Source organism: Haladaptatus sp. HS23, from assembly GCF_056892285.1.
In genome coordinates this window covers 241,375-258,990 of the sequence record NZ_JBXGLH010000007.1, presented here as the reverse complement: position 1 = coordinate 258,990, position 17,616 = coordinate 241,375, and the positions used below count along the sequence as shown (strand labels likewise).

The 17,616-nt window shown below is 62.2% G+C and carries 20 protein-coding genes; 15 read left to right on the top strand and 5 right to left on the bottom strand.

What is annotated here, in order from left to right:
- Nucleotides 1-56 precede the first annotated feature (56 nt).
- From AC1XDK_RS19445 to AC1XDK_RS19430, 4 genes are all read left to right on the top strand, one after another.
- On the top strand, nucleotides 57-467 hold the full coding sequence (locus AC1XDK_RS19445; RefSeq protein WP_483351618.1) for a DUF4870 domain-containing protein: 411 nt from the start codon (nucleotides 57-59) through the stop codon (nucleotides 465-467).
- Between the two features lies 1 nt (nucleotide 468).
- Nucleotides 469-1,140, top strand: coding sequence for a hypothetical protein (locus AC1XDK_RS19440; RefSeq protein ID WP_483351617.1), 672 nt, complete (start codon nucleotides 469-471; stop codon nucleotides 1,138-1,140).
- Nucleotides 1,141-1,262: 122 nt separating this feature from the next.
- Nucleotides 1,263-2,000, top strand: coding sequence for a winged helix-turn-helix transcriptional regulator (locus AC1XDK_RS19435; RefSeq protein WP_483351616.1), 738 nt, complete (start codon nucleotides 1,263-1,265; stop codon nucleotides 1,998-2,000).
- 378 nt (nucleotides 2,001-2,378) lie between these two features.
- Complete coding sequence (locus AC1XDK_RS19430; RefSeq protein ID WP_483351615.1) at nucleotides 2,379-2,522, top strand: FmdB family zinc ribbon protein; 144 nt, start codon at nucleotides 2,379-2,381, stop codon at nucleotides 2,520-2,522.
- Here AC1XDK_RS19430 and AC1XDK_RS19425 read toward each other — a convergent pair.
- Both AC1XDK_RS19425 and AC1XDK_RS19420 read right to left on the bottom strand, forming a co-directional pair.
- Nucleotides 2,492-2,860, bottom strand: coding sequence for a DUF192 domain-containing protein (locus tag AC1XDK_RS19425; protein WP_483351614.1), 369 nt, complete (start codon nucleotides 2,858-2,860; stop codon nucleotides 2,492-2,494). The two genes, AC1XDK_RS19430 and AC1XDK_RS19425, sit on opposite strands and share 31 nt — an antisense overlap.
- A 25-nt stretch (nucleotides 2,861-2,885) precedes the next feature.
- Nucleotides 2,886-3,143: a DUF8028 family protein gene (locus AC1XDK_RS19420; RefSeq protein ID WP_483351653.1), complete on the bottom strand. Its 258-nt coding sequence runs from the start codon at nucleotides 3,141-3,143 to the stop codon at nucleotides 2,886-2,888.
- A gap of 253 nt (nucleotides 3,144-3,396) precedes the next feature.
- On the opposite strand from AC1XDK_RS19420, the gene AC1XDK_RS19415 reads away from it, so the two are divergent.
- The 5 genes from AC1XDK_RS19415 (at nucleotide 3,397) to AC1XDK_RS19395 (ending at nucleotide 7,511) form a co-directional block, all read left to right on the top strand.
- Nucleotides 3,397-3,732, top strand: a complete 336-nt coding sequence (locus AC1XDK_RS19415; protein ID WP_483351613.1) for a HalOD1 output domain-containing protein — start codon at nucleotides 3,397-3,399, stop codon at nucleotides 3,730-3,732.
- Between the two features lie 44 nt (nucleotides 3,733-3,776).
- A complete protein-coding gene (locus AC1XDK_RS19410) occupies nucleotides 3,777-3,917 on the top strand; it encodes a hypothetical protein (protein ID WP_231187025.1) in 141 nt (46 codons plus the stop codon).
- The gene (locus AC1XDK_RS19405; RefSeq protein ID WP_483351612.1) at nucleotides 3,914-5,011 is read left to right on the top strand and encodes a tyrosine-type recombinase/integrase; all 1,098 of its coding nucleotides are present in this window, start codon (nucleotides 3,914-3,916) and stop codon (nucleotides 5,009-5,011) included. Before AC1XDK_RS19410 ends, AC1XDK_RS19405 begins: the two co-directional genes overlap by 4 nt.
- A 94-nt stretch (nucleotides 5,012-5,105) precedes the next feature.
- A complete protein-coding gene (locus AC1XDK_RS19400; protein WP_483351611.1) occupies nucleotides 5,106-6,371 on the top strand; it encodes a DUF7405 family protein in 1,266 nt (421 codons plus the stop codon).
- Nucleotides 6,372-6,455: 84 nt separating this feature from the next.
- Entirely contained in the window at nucleotides 6,456-7,511 is a 1,056-nt protein-coding gene (locus tag AC1XDK_RS19395; protein WP_483351610.1) for a DUF7350 domain-containing protein, read from the top strand.
- On the opposite strand, the gene AC1XDK_RS19390 is transcribed toward AC1XDK_RS19395, so the two are convergent.
- The 3 genes from AC1XDK_RS19390 to AC1XDK_RS19380 form a co-directional block, all read right to left on the bottom strand.
- Nucleotides 7,508-8,797 (bottom strand): hypothetical protein, encoded by a 1,290-nt coding sequence (locus tag AC1XDK_RS19390; RefSeq protein WP_483351609.1) that lies wholly within the window; start codon nucleotides 8,795-8,797, stop codon nucleotides 7,508-7,510. The genes AC1XDK_RS19395 and AC1XDK_RS19390 overlap by 4 nt on opposite strands.
- Nucleotides 8,798-8,945: 148 nt before the next feature.
- The gene (locus tag AC1XDK_RS19385; RefSeq protein ID WP_483351608.1) at nucleotides 8,946-9,929 is read right to left on the bottom strand and encodes a transcription initiation factor IIB; all 984 of its coding nucleotides are present in this window, start codon (nucleotides 9,927-9,929) and stop codon (nucleotides 8,946-8,948) included.
- Nucleotides 9,930-10,212: 283 nt separating this feature from the next.
- Entirely contained in the window at nucleotides 10,213-10,839 is a 627-nt protein-coding gene (locus AC1XDK_RS19380; protein ID WP_483351607.1) for a phosphoribosyltransferase, read from the bottom strand.
- Nucleotides 10,840-10,967: 128 nt separating this feature from the next.
- On the opposite strand from AC1XDK_RS19380, the gene AC1XDK_RS19375 reads away from it, so the two are divergent.
- From AC1XDK_RS19375 to AC1XDK_RS19350, 6 genes are read left to right on the top strand one after another with little or no spacing between them, the layout of a single operon-like run.
- Complete coding sequence (locus tag AC1XDK_RS19375; RefSeq protein ID WP_483351606.1) at nucleotides 10,968-13,562, top strand: PAS domain S-box protein; 2,595 nt, start codon at nucleotides 10,968-10,970, stop codon at nucleotides 13,560-13,562.
- Entirely contained in the window at nucleotides 13,559-14,155 is a 597-nt protein-coding gene (locus AC1XDK_RS19370; protein ID WP_483351605.1) for a hypothetical protein, read from the top strand. The genes AC1XDK_RS19375 and AC1XDK_RS19370 overlap by 4 nt, the downstream gene beginning before the upstream one ends.
- A 37-nt stretch (nucleotides 14,156-14,192) precedes the next feature.
- The gene (locus AC1XDK_RS19365; protein WP_483351604.1) at nucleotides 14,193-15,254 is read left to right on the top strand and encodes a zinc-dependent alcohol dehydrogenase; all 1,062 of its coding nucleotides are present in this window, start codon (nucleotides 14,193-14,195) and stop codon (nucleotides 15,252-15,254) included.
- Nucleotides 15,255-15,305: 51 nt separating this feature from the next.
- Entirely contained in the window at nucleotides 15,306-15,683 is a 378-nt protein-coding gene (locus AC1XDK_RS19360) for a 6-pyruvoyl trahydropterin synthase family protein (protein WP_483351603.1), read from the top strand.
- Complete coding sequence (locus AC1XDK_RS19355; protein WP_483351602.1) at nucleotides 15,656-16,771, top strand: glycosyltransferase family 4 protein; 1,116 nt, start codon at nucleotides 15,656-15,658, stop codon at nucleotides 16,769-16,771. The genes AC1XDK_RS19360 and AC1XDK_RS19355 overlap by 28 nt, the downstream gene beginning before the upstream one ends.
- Nucleotides 16,768-17,616 carry a class I SAM-dependent methyltransferase gene (locus AC1XDK_RS19350; RefSeq protein ID WP_483351601.1) on the top strand — a complete coding sequence of 283 codons (849 nt, stop codon included), beginning with the start codon at nucleotides 16,768-16,770 and terminating at the stop codon, nucleotides 17,614-17,616. Before AC1XDK_RS19355 ends, AC1XDK_RS19350 begins: the two co-directional genes overlap by 4 nt.

Genomic DNA, 17,616 nt, shown 5'->3' with positions numbered 1-17,616 from the left:
CGGCACGGAAATATACCGCTCAGTAATTATATCATTCGTGGGTTCCACTTATGTTCATGGCTGCCGAACCAAAAACGACAACCGACGTTGCTGAATCGACCAGTTCGAGCACTGGAACGGGACTCGACGAAAATATCGCCGGTGCGCTGGCGTATCTGTTCAGTCCTCTGACGGGAATACTGTTCTTCCTCCTCGATGGTGACAACGAGTACGTTCGGTTCCACGCCGCACAGAGCATCGTCTTCGGCGTCGGTCTGTTCGCGGTGTACGTGGGCATGACCGTCTTTCAGATGATGTTGCTGTTCATTCCGCGTCTCGGCGGGTTGCTCTCGCTGTTGTTCTCGCTCGTGTACTTCGTCGTCGCTTTCGTCGCCTTCCTCACGTGGGCGTTCCTGCTGTACAAAGCCTACTCGCACGAACAGTATGCCCTCCCCGTGTTCGGCAAACTGGCGGCTCGATTGGCGTAACATGCGACGCGTTACGCTCTTCCTCGTCGTCGTATCCGTCGTCCTCGCTGGCTGTGCTGGCGTTTCGAATCAACTCGATGCGGGCGACGGGAGCAACTCCGATTCGTCCGGCGGCGACGGTAGCGGCGCTGGCGATGCGGGCACCACACAGGACGACGTGTTCCTTCCGTTCGCGTTCGAGCGACCGGGAACCTACACCTATGAAACCTACGAGAAGGACGCCGGAACCGGGAAAATCGTTTGGGATATCCAATCGGTCGAGGGTGAGAACATCACGATGCGGAGTTCGTTCACCCACGACGGGAAGACACAGGAACGGACCGCCACGTTCACCCGCGAAGAGGCGATGGTGCAAGTCGCGTTCCTCCCGGGAGGCGAGTACGCCACCATGACGATGTTCTCCCCGTCGATGAACGGCGTCTACGGGAACGACTTCCGCGTGGGTAACACGTGGACGGTTCCCTCCTCGGACGGGACGATGACCTACGAGATAACGGGGGAGAAGAACTACGCCGGTATCGGCTGTTACAACTCCGAAATACGGGTCAACGGCTCGGTGTTCACCGACGCGTGTTACTCGCCTGACCACGGCACCGCGATGTACGGCGTCGTGTACGACGATGAAGGAACGAAGGTCCGCGAGATGAAACTCGTGAGTTACGAGGCGAAATAGGAAGAGAGCCGTAATTGGCACCGTTCCGACTTCGGTTCACTTTTTTCGCACTGAACGTCACCAGAAGAGCGATAATGCCCCGGTGCACACAACATTTCTCGAAGGACTGAAAAAGGTAAACCATGTCTCGCTCTCGAACAGTCGTGGTGTTGACCGCTCTACTCCTCGTTGCGACCGTTCCCCTGGGGTTCGTCGTCTCGGCGAGTGCGAGCACGCCGGTACACCACGCGATACAAGTACCGCCCCCGACGAACGCGCCGACCGTCGATTCACCGGCACGGGCCGGCACCCACGGCGGACCGACACCGAGAAGTGTCCTCATCGGGGCGGAGTACGCCGATATCGACGAAGCACCAGGCTCGATTACGGTCCGAAGCTATAGCCGATACGACGGGTCCAACCCGCTCGATAACGTCACTCGAGCGAAGATTTTCGCCACCGTCGGCGACGAACCCGGACTCTCCCTGTCGGCGCTGAGCGAGCGCGCCGAAATCCCCCGTTCGACGGTGCGCTACCACGTCAGAATCCTCAAAGAGGAGGGATTAGTCGAGACGGCGACGGTTCGCGGGAAACGCCGCGTACACCCCGCCGGAAACGACAATCCTGAACTGGCCGCTTCGCTCTCTGACGAGTCGACGGCCGAACTCCTCGAAACCGTCGCCCGCGACGGCCCGGCGAGCGTCTCCGATCTCGCGGCCGCGCTCGACCGGACGCCGGGAACGGTCTCGTATCACTTGGAGCGCCTCGCGGACGACGGACTGATAGAGCGGGAACGCGCCGGTAACGCGGTGGTCACGACGCTCGCGGACGGCGTTGCGGCCGCGATGAACACTCCCGAAAACGCGGTCGACGCTGACTGAAACGGTTTCGAGGAATCGGTCAAAATCTCCTTTTTACTTCCGTGACTGGTGGTAAATGCGGACGGACGTGGGGCACCGAGAAACCCGGCGACCTGACACACGAACGATGCCGTCTCCGACGGTGGTGGTGACTCCCGACCGGAGACGGTCCCCGCGCCTACCCGCGAACACCGCACCGTGTCATCGACTGTCATTCCCGTGGCGAGACGAACGTGGATGACCTCGTTCCCCGCCTTCGGCCTTCCCAACCCTGTCGATTCGAACACCCTTGACGGTCGTGACCCGTCGAAGGCGGGTGATTCCAGACAGAACCACGTTCGTTTTCACTTTCACTCCGCTCCGGTGAACTATTAGTTTCTCACGTTCGAACCGCGGGGCATGGGACTCATTCGACGGTTCGGAGTGATAGAGAGACCCGACCGTCCGTACGAGTGCAAGCGGTGTGAAACGGCGTTCTCGGTCCAGTATCAGGTCTGTCCCGAGTGCGGGGGTTACTCCATCGAGCGCGAGGAGTGGGACTGACGAACGAGGAGTTCGTCGCCCGGTTCCACGCCGTCGGCTATCCCTGTCGGAAACTCGAATACCGTATCTCCCGTCCCGCGGGCTATTCCCGTCCATTTCGGTAATCGAGCGACCCGTGTCACCCGCCTACCGTCCGTCCAGACGACATCCAGCGCGAGCGGCGTCGCTACCGTCGAAGCGCGGTGCTCACCGACCGAATCGAACTCGAACACCAGGGCGTGGTCGTTGGACGCCGCGAGTCGAACCAGTCCGCCGACCCGCGACCCGAGGGAGGAGACGCGTTCGCCCCGGGAAACGAGTCGCCGCGCCGACCCGTTCCGTCGATGAACGATGTTCACACTCCTCGTACACCTCGTGTCGATGTTATGCCTTCCGTCGTCGGTGACCGTGGCCGAGATAGAGCGTGATGGCATGGAGGACGAGCAGGCCGGAGAACAGCGGAAGAACGTTTCCTTGCAGTCCGTTGAACAGTAGCGGAACGTACACCAGCGGAAGCGACACCGACAGCCAGAAACTGGCGAGTTGGACGGGCGCAGCGACGAACTGGTACTGGTGACTGAACGTGGTGAGCATCTCGGCCAACGACATGAAAGATGCGACACGTTCTACCTCGAATACTATACACCTGATAATTCCATCTAAGTGGCTGTTAAACCGGCTTTTCTCGTCAAACTGCTATCGACTCTCCGCACGTTCGTCCCGAACTGGCAACCGGATTACGTAAGACAATCTCGTCGTGGACGGAAGACCCCCGTCTTGCCTTTTCACGCTCAGTCGTATGACCGATACCCATCTTTCGTCTGACAGTGATTTATGATTTTTCAGGGCGTATGTGTGACGTACAGGACACCGTGTCCCACAAGAGGTTGTCCCAATGAGCAAATCAGAAACGTACCCCTACCCGCCCGCAACGACCACCGCGACGTACCACACGCATCACGACTGGACCACCACCGAACCGCTCAGTACGACCGTGATAAACGCCATCGCGGAAGTGATGGACGCCGACCCGACGGAGATAGGACCGCTGTACGAACAGTTCGACCCCGACGCGTTGAACGGATTGTTCGGTCCCCGTCGCGACGGGATGTGCCGCAGCGGTGGTCACTTCGCGTTCACCTTCGACGGCCACCACGTCTTCATCCAGAGCGACGGGCACATCTCAGTGCACCCGCCCAGCGACGTCGGCGACGCTTCGGAAGGGACGTAGGACGTAGGTTTTTATCGCTTCCGTACCCACAGGACGGTGTTGCGATGATTCAGCTACCGATACGACGATGTCCCTCCTGTGGCTATCTCGGCCCGGTCGGACGCTTCGTCGATGAGGAATCGACCCTGACGTGTCCGCGGTGTGGCACCGCACTCACCGGAACGTTCGACCCACGACTGGCATGACGGGGACGAAACTCACCGACGCAATCGAGGAGTACCTCGTCAGCATCGAGGCGGGCAACTACCGCGCCAACGCCGGGTCCGCGCTGACGGCGTGGGCGAACTGGCTCGCCCGGGAGCGCGACGTCACCGTCCTCGACGCCGTGGACGTCATCGACTGCCGTCGCTACGCCCGTCACCTCAAGCGACAGGTCCGCGAGGACGAGGTGAAATCCTCGACGGCACATACCTACTACGCTTACGTCCGAGCGTTTCTCGGCTTCTGCGAGGCGGACGAACTCATCTCGAAGAACCCGGCCGCCGTCTCGCGGGCGCAGGCCGAACTGCCCGAAGACACCGCCGACGCGAACCGGCAGTTCTGGTCGGCCCGCGACCGCAGCGCGATTCTGGCGTTCATGGACCGCCGAGTTGAGGAAGCTTTGGATGGCGAAGCGGACGTGTCGCGTGAACGCGCCTACCGGGACAGAGCTCTCGTCCGCCTCCTCGCGCTCTCGGGCGTCCGCGGCGCGGAAGTGTTCCGCGCCCCGGCGGACGACAAACGAACCGGCATCTCGTGGAAGGACGTGGACATCGAGGGCGGTTCGGTTCGCGTCTTCGGCAAATCGCGGGAGTACGAGTACGCCCAACTGCCGCGGAAGGCGGCGGAGGCGTTAGAGCGCTATCATCGGGTTTCGGACCCGCCAACACCACGGTTTCCGGTGTTTCCGACCGACCACGCGCCGTCGAAGTATCGCGCCGCTCGGGAGGCCTTGGGCGAGGAGTTTTCGGACGCGCAGGTCGAGAAAATACTGGACGAAAACGACATCGACGACGTAATACGCGAGCACGAAATCGTCATCCCCGCGATTTCGACCCGCGGTGCGCGCAATCTGATGAAACGCCTCTGTGAGTCCGCCGGACTCGACATCGACGGCGAGTACTTGAAACCGCACGGCGCGCGACGCGGATTGGGCCACCAACTGTACAGCGAAGGTCACGCGGAACTGGCCCAGTCGGCGCTCCGTCACGCCTCGATTGCGACGACCCACGAGAGCTATTCGAACATCCGCGCCAGCGAGACGGCCGAGCGAGTCGACGACGTGTTGGACGAACGCTGATTTCCGTCCTCCTTTCCCACTGCACGCGTTTTTGCGCCCCTTTTCGACGGGTGTACCAGAACCCCTTTTCTCGCGGCCCCGCTAGCGTCGAACGATGAGCGATTCGACGCGAGGAATCCCCCGGCGCGAGTTCATGAAAGCCGCCGTCGCCATCGGCGGGTCGGCGGCGCTGTCCGCCTGTCTCGACCGAGGCGGAATGCCGGACGTACCGAAGGGACCGTCCGACCTTTCGACGCTCCCCGAGCGCCAGCACGCGTGGAACCGGTTTCTCGCCACGGACGACTACGGGAACAACGTGGCCGCCCGCCACAAGGTACTCGTCTTTCTGAATTACGGCGGGAACGGGACGCCGAGCGAGTCCGAACGAAAGACCGTCGAGAAGTCGCTTCGGAGCCTCGAACGCGCTTACGAGCGCGGTCACGACGGCCTGTTGTTCTCCATCGGGTACTCGCCGTCCTACTTCGCCCGATTCGGGGCCGAGGACGTGCTTCCGAAACCGAAGGCGCTCGCGCCGTTCGAGGACCCGAAACTGGACGAACAGGACGCCGTGGTGCAACTCGAAAGCGACCACGCACAACTCGTCCTCGCGGTCGAGGAGGCGCTCCTCGGAAACCGCGACGAACTGAACGGCGTGGACGTGAGCGGCGTCACGGACGTCTTCGAGAAGGCGGACCGACGAACGGGGTTCGTCGGGGACGGCCTGCCCGCCGACAATCAGGACGTGAGCGGGATTCCGGACTCGGAGCCGGTTTCGGAGGACGCGCCGCTCTACATGGGATTCAAATCCGGCTTCAAGAAGAATCAGGCGAGCGAGGACCGAATAACGGTTCGGGACGGGCCGTTCGCGGGCGGGACCACCCAACACATCTCGAAAATCGAACTACACCTCGACCAGTGGTACGAACAGGACAGCCGCGAACAGCGCGTCGGAAAGATGTTCTGTCCGGTCCACGCCGAGGAAGAAAAGGTCGAGGGAGTCGGCAACAACCTCGGAGATTCGAGCGGGATGACTGACGAGTGCATCGACCACGTGGAGGACCACGCTCGGAAGCGCGGGATGGTCGGCCACTCACAGAAATCGGCGGGAGCCCGGAAGGACGATTCGCCCGTCATCCTCCGACGGGACTTCGATTCGACGGACGGCGGCAAGGCCAGCCTCCATTTCGTCGCCTTCCAGCGTACCATCGAGGACTTCGAAGCGACGCGTACCGCGATGAACGGTTCCGACCTCGCGGGGAACTCCTCGGTCGGTCAGCGGTTGAACAACGGAATCTTGCAGTACATGACCGTGTCCCGCCGCGGAAACTTCCTCGTCCCGCCGCGCTCGCTTCGGTCGCTTCCGACGCCGAACCCCGAGTGATCGTTTCCTTGCGTCTCGGCGATGAACCCTTTTTCGACGGGTGTACCAGAATCCCTTTTCGCGGCGGGTCGTAAGTTCGGACCAATGAATCGACGTAGCGTTTTGCAGACCGCTGGCGTCCTCGGTGTCTCCTCACTTGCGGGGTGCTCCGGATTGTTCGAGACGCGGACGATGCCACAGGCTCCCCCGCTAGTGAAGAATCGCCCGGACGCGGTGTACATCCCGACGCACAAGGAAGGGATGAAGATGGCGGGGATGGCGAAACAGGGACGATACCGTCTCGCGCTGTTTTACTCCTACCCGCATCGCTTCTGGTTGATGGGCGGCGGGACGGCGAAACAGCAGGAGAAAGTCACCATCCAGGAGGACGACGACCTGCACCTGATGGCTTCCGTCTGGGATTCGGAGACGAAGACCGTCCTTCCGACCGGGAGCGTCGAAGTCGAACTGTCGAAGGGCGACTGGAGCGACACCCGGACGATGTGGCCCATGCTCTCACAGAACATGGGTTTTCACTTCGGGGACAATATGGCCTTCGACGGGGACGGCAAGTACACCGCGAAGGTGCGCGTTTCGGGCTTGAGCGTCCGTCGAACCGGCGCGCTCGCCGGGCAGTTCGAGAGCGGCGCGACGCTCACCACCGACTTCGAGTTCGACCGGGACACGTTGGAGGAGATTCCGTTCACGACGCTCGACGAGAAAAAGGGACAGAAAGGCGCAATTTCGCCGATGCAGATGGACATGCCGATGAGCCACGTTTCGGAGAAGGCGGACCTTCCCGGTCAGTTCGTCGGCCGAAAATCGAGCGGCGACGCCGACTTCCTCGTGACGACGGTTTCGGATTCGGACATCGCAAAGGAGACGTACCTCCTCGTCTCGCCGCGAACGCCGTACAACGGCTATCCGATTCCGATGCTGCCCCTCTCGGCGACGCTGAAACGGGGCGGGAAGACGGTGTTCGACGACGTGCTGAACGCCACCATCGACCCGGACATCGGGCTTCACTACGGCGCGAACGTGGCGAGCGCCGAGAAGGGCGACGAACTCACGGTTCGAGTGGACTCGCCGCCGACCGTCTCACGTCACGAGGGGTACGAAACGGCGTTCCTGAAAATGCCGAAAATGCAGTTCTCGATTTAGACGGCGTCGAGTAGCGGCCAGACGAGGACGCCGAACCATATAACGAGTCCAGCCTGTACCAACGTGTTCCAACGTCCATCCGTTTCCTGATACGAACCGCCGACCGCGAGTATGCCGACGACGCAGAGGACGGCGAGTCGGTGTAACACGACCGTGATCGGAAGCACGTTGACGCCGATGCTTCGGTAGTCGAGGAGGAATCCGAGGCCGAGGGCGAGGATGGCGACAGCGAACCAGTCCGTCGACTGTCGTCCGTTCGGAAGGGAAATCGCCATCAGGGGGAGACCGAAAGCGAGGACGAGATAGCCCGCACCAGCGATTGCCTTTACCGGAACGGACGGGACGGTCGTTTCGACGGCGATACTCGCCGTGCGCACCAACAGTGGCAGTCCGAGGAGCGAGATGCTGAAGGCGATGCCACGTTGCACCGTTTCGTTCTTCAGCCGCAAAAGGACGTCTCGAATCGAGTTCAGGACGGGGTCCTTTACGTTTATCGAGCCGAGGAGTAGGACGGTCATCAACGCCGTCGGCACCGGTCCCATCTCCGACTTCGGTCGCAAATCGACGATGGAAACCCAGCCGTTGGAGTCGATGATGCCACCGTTTGCGTACCGTTGGCGTGAAACCTCGTCGACGTACCACTTTCCATAGTACTGCCCGTCGAGGTAATACTGTGCTTTTTCGAGTGACCCGACCGTGTGCCGGAGCCGAAACCAGTCGAAGTATTCGTGGTGGGCTTGGATGGCGGTCCAGGTTTCCGTTCCCTTTCCGCCTTCGTACAACCGGAGGTGGTAACGCGAACCGAAGTATGCGCCGTCGTGGAGCTGGGCCGTCTCCGTCATCCACCCGCCACGCGGCCCCTGCGCTTGGATATAGGTGTATCGCACCGCTCCGGTCGTGTTGTGCCACTCGTCAGCGCGTTTGCCGACGCCGGCCGTCTCCTCGTCACTGGCGACGCCCTGCCACTCGTTCGAGTCATTGTTCCAATGGGCCTCCCGCCGATGTTTGAGTTGATTCACCACTCGAGACGTATCCCCCTCTACGACGACGTTGATTGGGAGGGTCAACGAGTCGTACTGTTTGTGGCGGCTCGTAAACGGCCACAGTTTCGCCGAACTGTTCGGGGTCGGCGAAACGAGTCGAACGTCGTTGGGATCTTTCGGCCGTGACTCATCCTTGGAATGCGGGGTGAGAAATCCAGGCTGAACGACGAGGAGACTGAACAGTATGAGAAATATGAGACTCGTGACGACTCGCTTGTTCAACCCGATGCGAAAGTCGGGCATGGGTGTCCAAGGATAAAAAACCGTGCAAAATTAGTGTATCGGCCGCTTTGACAAAATATTACAGTAAAAATTACAATGGTTTTCCCTACTGAATTGTACTTTGGTCGAATCTAAAACTGTCGTCGGAAATCGAACGGTATCGTGGTCGTTAGGCCGCGATGCCGTCTTGGCCCGCTTCGAGCAGTTCCTGATACCGGTTCCGGATGGTGACTTCGCTCACGTTGGCGACGTCGCTGACCTCGCTCTGTGTCACCTTTTCGTTGCTGAGCAGGGAGCCAGCGTAGACGGCCGCGGCCGCGAGGCCGACGGGCGACTTACCGCTGTGGACGCCCTGTTCTTTCGCGGTCTTGAGCAGTTCGTTCGCCCGGCGCTCGGACTCGTCGCTGATGTCGAGGTCCGAGGCGAACCGCGAGACGTAGCTCAGCGGGTCCGCGGGTTGGATTTCGAGGCCGAGTTCGCGCACGATGTAGCGGTAGGTGCGCTTGAACTCCATCTCGTCGATACGGCTGACGGCTGCGACTTCGTCCAGACTGCGCGGGATGCCGGTCTGACGCGCCGCCGCGTACACCGAGGACGTTGCGACACCCTCGATGGAGCGCCCCGGCAGGAGGTCCTCGTCCAGCGCGCGGCGGTAGATGACGCTCGCCGTCTCGCGGACGTTCTTCGGCAGGCCGAGTGCGCTCGCCATCCGGTCGATTTCGCCGAGGGCCTGCTTGAGGTTGCGCTCCTTGCTGTCGCGGGTGCGGAAGCGCTCGTTCCACGTTCGGAGCCGCTGCATCTTCTCGCGCTGGCGACTGCCGAGGGTGTTGCCGTAAGCGTCCTTGTCCTGCCAGCCGATGTTGGTCGACAGTCCCTTGTCGTGCATCATCTTCGTCGTCGGTGCACCGACGCGGCTCTTCTGGTCCTTCTCCTTCGAGTCGAAGGCGCGCCACTCCGGTCCCCGGTCTACGGAGTCCTCCTCGACGACGAGACCACACTCCGAACAGACGGTTTCGCCGTGGCCCTCGTCGGTGACGAGGTGACCCCCACATTCGGGGCAGGTCCCCTCCTCTTGCTCGTCCTCGGTCTCGTGTTCCCGTTCGTGGGCCGTTACGCCGGACTCGCTGTAGCGTTGTATCTTGGTTGTAGTCATGGTAGTGCGTTGGCGGAGGCTCCCAGTGGGGAAGACCCAAAGAATCCCGGAAGCTTAGTTCCTAACCACGAGTTAGGACGAAATATACTTAAGTGTTTCGCAATGTGGTGCGATTTTCACCAATCTATATTCATCGTTAATGACGCTGCTACTGCGCATTAATCGTGGTTTGAGGTTCCGATAATATCCGACCGTCGAATCGAAACCAAGAAAATCTTATCGGTCGGGGTCGCTTCCCCGTGTTCCCGTCCGGACCTCTTCGTCTCCCGTCCGTTTTCGAACGCTACTCCCCCGCCAGATACGTCTTCGCCACTTCGTCGGGAACCTGTTCGAAGGTTCGGTAGAACTGTCCGACGGCACCGAACTGGAACGGCGTTTCGAGACAGAGTACGGCGTCGGCTTCGCTACGCAACTCCTCGATGGAGCTTGGCGACCCGACCGGAACGGCCAGTGTGACGTGGCTCGCACCCGCGTTCTTCACTTGTCTGAGACAGGCGATAGTCGTCGCACCGGTGGCCACGCCGTCGTCCACGATGAGCACCCGTTTTCCCTCGATGGGCGGTATTTCCCGCTCGTCACGATACTGTGACGCCTTCTCACTGGCGGCTTTCGTCTTGCGTTCCCGCTCCCCTTCGAGATAGCCGTCGCCGACGCCGAGTTGCTCGATGAGTTCGTCGTTCAGCCAGACGCTCCCGTCCGCGCCGACGGCTCCGATGGCGAGTTCCGGATTGCCGGGCGCACCCAGCTTCTTCGCGACGACGACGTCGAGCGGAACGCCGAGTGCATCCGCGACTGCCCGTCCGACGGGAAGCCCACCGCGCGGAATGGCGAGCACGATGTCCGCGTCTACCCCTTCTCGTACGACACGAGAGCCGAGCCGTTCGCCCGCGTCCGTTCTGTCGTCGAACATTACTTTCCCCGTTCGGACAGAGGTGACTCCCGTGGATAAAGGTGTCCGGCCTCCTCGACCGGGAAAACACCAATCGATGAACATAACAATTATGGTATCATACTCCAGTTATAGAACGAAATTGATAAATGGGTGAGAAGACAACTCTCGCCGCTCTTTACGTGGATGGCGACACCGAGACGCTCGAATCTGCGACGAAGTCCCTCGAACGGGAATCGAGTCAGCTACGACTTCGAACCGCATCGTCGGGTGAGAAAGCGCTTCGCGCCCTTCGTACGACCGACATCGACTGCATCGTCTCCGAATACGACCTCCCCGACACGAACGGGGTATCCCTCCTCGACTCGGTCTGTGACGAGTTTCCGGGGCTTCCGTTTATCCTCTTTACCGACGCGGGAAACGAGGAGATAGCAAGCCGAGCGATTTCCGCCGGAGTCACCGACTACTTTCAAAAGGGGTTTTCGCCCGACCAATATGGGGTATTGGCGAACCGAATCGAAAACGTCGTCCGGTCGTCCACGACCGAAGACGCCCTACAGGAAAGCGAAGAGCGCTATCGAACGGTGGTCGAGGGAAGCCACGACGCCGTGTACATCTATCAGGACGACTGTTTCACCTTCGTCAACCAACGGGCCTGTGAGATAACCGGCTACACCGAGGAAGAACTCAAGGGAATCAACGTCTGGTCGCTCGTTCACCATGACGACCACGAACGCCTGCGGGCTATCGTGGCGAACCGAATGGACGGAACGCACGACGTGTCGAGCTACGACGCCCGGTTCCTGACGAAGGACGGCGAGACGCGGTACGGTAACTTCTCGGTCCGTGAGACTACTTACGAGGGACGCACGGCGACCATCGGGTCGGTGCGCGACGTGACCGAGCGGAAGCGAACGGAGGCGCGACTGAAAGCACTCATCGAACACTCACACGACCTCGTGACGCTCATCGACGAGCAGGGCATCATCCAGTACGAGAGCCCGTCCGTCGAACCTCTCGGCTACGACCCGGACGAACTGGTCGGTGAGGCGGCTTTCGATTACATTCATCCCGACGACCGGCCGCACGTCGTGGAGACGTTCTATCGTGCGGTCGAAAACCCCGAAATCTCCCCGACCATCACCTACCGCTTCCGGCACGCTGACGGGTCGTGGCGCTACCTCGAAACGACGGGTGAAAACCACATTGCGACCCCCGACGTGGAGGGGTTAGTGCTGAACTCGCGCGACGTGACCGAACTCATCGGGATGAAGGAGGAACACGAGGAAATCCTCGCACGGATGACCGATGCGTTTCTCGCGTTGGACGACGACTGGCAGTTCACGTTCGTCAACGAGCGGGCCGAGGAGATACTCAACCGGACCGCACCCGAAGTCCTCGGCGAAGTCATCTGGGACGTGTTCCCCGAAGCGGGCGACACGGCGTTCGACGAGAGTTACGAGGAGGCCATGCGAACGCAGGAGCCATCGACGTTCGAGGCGTATTTCGAGCCGTACGATAGCTGGTACGAAGCGACCGTCTATCCGTCTTCGAAGGGGGTGTCGGTGTATCTACGCGACGTGACCGAACGAAGGTGCAGGGAGGAGACGCTCGAATCCCTCCACAACGCCACCCGAACCCTCATGCAAGCCGAACCAACCGCTTCCGTGAGCGAAATCGCGGTTCGGGTCGCACGGGACGTCTTGGGGCTGCCGATGGCCGCGATCTGGGAGTACGACGCCTCGCCGCAACTCGTCGCGCGGGCGGAAGAGCATCGGACGGCCTACGGCGAGTCCGTCCCGTCCTTCGAGCGAGAGGCGACCGTGGAGACCTACGAAACCGGCGAGACGGTCGTCAGAACCGATCACGTCGCGGACGATATTTCCGAGGTATCCGTTCCGCTCGGCACCCGCGGCGTCATCACGTTCGGCGCGGAGGAGTTGGACGATTTCGACGTCTACTACGCACAACTCCTCGCCGCGAACACCGCCGCCGCCCTCGACCGAGCGGAACGCGAGGACGAGCGAAAAGCCCACCAACAGGAGTTGGAACGCCAAAACGTTCGCTTGGAGGAGTTCGCCAGCGTCGTCTCCCACGACCTCCGAAACCCGCTCAACGTCGCAAAGGGCTACCTCGACCTGTACCGTTCGACCGACGAGGAAGACCACCTCGACCGAGTCGAGAACGCCCACGAACGGATGGCGAACATCGTCGACGACGTGCTGACGCTCGCACGGCAGGGACGGACGGTGAACAAAACGGAGTCTGTGTCAGGATGGACTATAACGATGAACGCGTGGGGGTCGGTCGAAACCGGGTCGGCCACGCTCGATTCCTCGTGGACGGCGACCATCAACGCCGACGAGGGTCAGCTACAGCGGTTGCTCGAAAACCTGTTCCGCAACGCCGTCGAACACGGCCACCCCGACGTGACGGTTCGTGTCGGCGAACTCGACGGTATCGTTGGGGACGGCGGTCTGCAACACGGAGGACCGACCGAACGCACGACTCCGGGGACGACCGACCACGGCTTTTTCGTCGAAGACGACGGGCCGGGAATCCCCGAGTCGGCGCGGGAGGCGGTGTTCGAGTCCGGGTACTCCACCGGCGAGCGTGGCACCGGTCTCGGATTGACAATCGTCAGGCAGATAGCGGAAGCCCACGGTTGGCGGGTGTCGCTCGACAAAGCGGCGGGCGGCGGCACACGATTTGAGTTTACGGGCGTCGAACTGGATACCGAATGACGCGGGTTTCACAGGCGACCGTCCTCAGGCACTGGGTCGAACTCGAACAGCGCAAGCCGAACGTTCCGAATCGGGACCTCGAACCGCTCTCGGAGCGCGAGTTGCTGGACCGTCTTCTCCGTCTGAAACCGGGCGTGGCGTCCTTCATCTGGCGCGAGAAGCCGATTTCGTGGCGTCGATTGACCCTCTCTCGCGAGTCATTCGAACGGCTACGCGTGGTCGATGGTCCGGACGGCCTGCTGTGGCGCGCGCTCTCCTCCGACGGAACGATTCTCGGCGCAGCGGGGGCGGTTGCGGCGGGCGACCCGGAGTCGCTGACGGCGGAATCCGGTGTCGACGTTTCCCGAATCCTTTCGTTTCGAGAGAACCCGCCGAACGAACCGCTCGTGGCCGTGACCCGGCGAAACTGCCTTCCCCCTCGCGTCGTTGACGGCAACCACCGGGCGACCGCGCGGGCGCTTCGGCTGTTGGAAACCGGGGAGTACGAACCGGTTTCCGTGTATCTCGCTCGCTGCGAGCGTCCGCTGGGGCCGCTGGTTCGTGAACGGGCATGTGCCGCCCTCCGCCGACTCCGCGGTCGCCCGACGTGGTAGCCGCAAAGAATTTCCGGCAATCCGTCGCATGGCAGGTGTGCCATCCGCACAGGCGGTGTACTTCACGGGGGAACGCGAACTCGACGTTCGCACGACGGAGGTTTCGGAGCCGGGTCCGTCCGACGTACTCGTTCGAACGTCGGTATCGGCCATCAGCCCCGGCACCGAACTCCTCGTCTATCGGGGGAACGCGCCGACCGAAATGGACGCGGATGCGACCATCGACGCGCTCTCGGGGTCGCTCGATTTCCCGCTTCAGTACGGCTACGCCGCGGTCGGAACCGTCGTCGCCGTCGGGAGCGACGTCGAGGCGGACCTCCTCGGCGAATCCGTCTTCGCGTTTCAGCCACACGCCAGTCACTTCCTCGCCTCGCCCGACGACCTGCTTCGGATTCCGGAGGGCTACGCGCACGAGGAGGCCGTCTTCCTGCCGAACGTCGAGACGGCGGTCAACCTCGTCCTCGACGGGTCACCCAAAGTCGGTGAGCAAGCCGTTGTTTTCGGGCAGGGAATCGTCGGGTTGCTGACGACGGGACTCCTCACGGAGTGCCCGCTCTCGGACCTCGTGGCCCTCGATTGTCATCCGTCGCGGCGTGACCTCGCGTGCGAGATGGGTGCGGACCGCTGTTTCGACGCCGCAATCGGCGACGGTAACGATGGAACGGATGCCGATGCCGAACCCGTCGAAACCGTTCGTTCTCACCTGTCCCGCCCGGACACGCCCGCCGGTGCGGATTTGAGCTACGAGCTATCGGGCGACCCCTCGGCGCTCGACGACGCCGTCGCGGTGACGGGTTACGACGGCCGCGTCCTCGTCGGGTCGTGGTACGGCGAGAAGCGGGCGGACCTGAACCTCGGCGGGCCATTCCACCGGAGCCGAATCGACATCTCCAGTTCGCAGGTCAGCACCCTCGACCCCGAACTGCGCGGCCGCTGGGACACCGACCGCCGACTGCGCGTCGCGTGGCGACGGCTCGGCGAATTAGACGTGTCCCGGCTCATCACTCACCGCTTTCCGGTCGAATCGGCCGCCGACGGCTACCGTCTGTTGGACGAGCGACCAGACGACGCACTTTCGGTCCTGTTGACCTACGACTGACCGACCCCGACGCCGTTCGCTCGGCACACACGAAACCCACCCATCGAAACCATGTACGAAGTTTGCGTTTCACGGACGTTCGTCGCACAGCACTTCCTGACCGTTCCGAACCCCGGCCCGGAGGGGAAACTCCACTCGCATCGCTACGAGGTCGAACTCCGTCTGCGCGGCGAATCGCTGAACGAGTTCGGCTATCTCGTGGACATCGACGACGTTCGGGCGTCACTGGACGAAACGGTCGCGCGCTACCGCGACGAAAGCCTGAACGACCTGCCGGAGTTCGAGGGGAAAAACCCCAGCGTTGAGCGATTCGCCCGGGAGTTCTGCGCCCGTACGCTCGACACGCTCGACGCGCCCGAAGTGTCGGAACTCACTCTCAGAATGCACGAGGGTGACGACGCGTGGGCCGCATTCGAACGGACGGTGTGATGCGACTCGGATTCGTCGTCTACGGGTCGCTGTCCGAACGCTCGGGGGGCTTTCGCTACGATAGAAAGCTGGTCGAGGGGCTTCGGAACCGCGGCCACGACGTTTCTGTCGTCGGCCTCCCGTGGGACCGCTACGCGAAATCGCTGTTTCACAACCTCTCCGCCGACCTCGAATCGCGGCTTTCGGGATTCGACGCCGTTCTCGAAGACCACCTCTGCCATCCGTCGCTGCTTCGGGCAAACCGCGCGCTCGACGCGCCGGTCGTCGCCGTGGTTCACCACCTCAGGTCGAGCGAGTCGCGGGTGGCGTGGAAGAACGCGTGCTATCGAGCCGTCGAACGACGGTATTTCGACGATGTCGATGCCGCGGTCTGCAACAGCCAGACCACCCGACGGTCAGTGAAACGCCTTCGCGACTGTCCGACGACCGTGGCGTACCCCGCGGGCGACCGGTTCGAAGCCGCGGTGTCGAACTCCTCGAAATCGTCGGAGACTGGTTCAGTGGTCGGCGACGACACCGACGGCCCGTTCCGGCTCCTCTTCCTCGGGAACCTCATCGAGCGAAAAGGGGTTCACGTCCTGCTCTCCGCGCTCGCAACCGTCTCCGGCGACTGGACCCTGACCGTCGTCGGCGCGCCGACCGACGCCGAATACGCGGCGCGGCTTCGTCACCTTCGGAATCTCCTCGGACTCCGCGAATCCGTCCGATTCACGGGTCGGCTTTCGGACGAGGAAGTGGCGGACCACCTCGCTCGAAGTCACGTCCTCGTCGGCCCGTCGCTGTACGAGGGGTTGGGGTTGGTCTACCTCGAAGCCATGGCGTTCGGCCTACCGACGATAGCGACGACGGCGGGCGGCGCGAACGAAATCGTCTCCGACGGGGAGACCGGACTGTTGTGTCCGCCGGACGACGCCGAATCCATCGCCGACGCGATTCGAACCCTGCGCGACGAACCGAACCTCCGTCGCAGAATGGGCGACTCGGCGCGCGAGCGGTACGAAAACCACCCGTCGTGGGAGGGGACCACGACGACGGTAGTCCGATTTCTCACCGATGTAACCGAGCGTGGGGGGAGCACAGTCCCGTGAGTTTCCAGACCTATCTCGACGCGAAGCGTACCGTGGACGACCGCGCGCTGAATCGACGGGTTCTCGGTCGATTCAGCGACGAACTCCCCGAGTCGGCGCGAATCCTCGAAATCGGGGCTGGAATCGGTGCGATGGCGGAGCGATTGCATTCGTGGAACTGTCTTCCCCGGTCCGTTCGGTACACCGCCCTCGACATCGACCCGGAAAACGTTCGGGCCGCTCGGAAGCGGTTGCTGTCCTCCGGATTCGAACCGCACGGCGACGAACTGCGGCTTACGGCGGACGACCGTCAGTTGACCGTCGAATTCGAAGTCGCCGACGCGACGACATTCGCGGCCGAAACCGACGAACGGTGGGACGCCCTCGTGGGGCACGCCGTCGCCGACCTGTTCGACCTCGATTCCGCGCTACCGTCGTTCCGTTCCCTCCTCGAACCGGGCGGCCTCTGTTATTTCCCGATAACGTTCGACGGCGGGACGACCTTCGACCCGCCACATCCGTTAGATGGGCGCGTCGAACGGGTGTATCACCGTGATATGGGAAGCGGGGACGGGACCGCGAACGCCGGGCGACGGCTTCTGTCCGCGATGCGTGGGGGTCGGTTCGACCTCCTCGCCGCGGGCAGTTCCGATTGGTTAGTGTATCCGTCCGACGGATCGTATCCCGCCGCGGAGGCGCGCTTCCTCCGCTTCATCCTCGATACCGTGGATGGCGTGCTCGCCGACAATCCTGACATCGATTCGGACGTGTTCGCGGAGTGGTCAGAAACGCGCCACGAACAAATAGAATCCGGGGAGCTCACATACGTCGCACATCAGTTCGACGTGTTGGGACGCCGGGCGTAG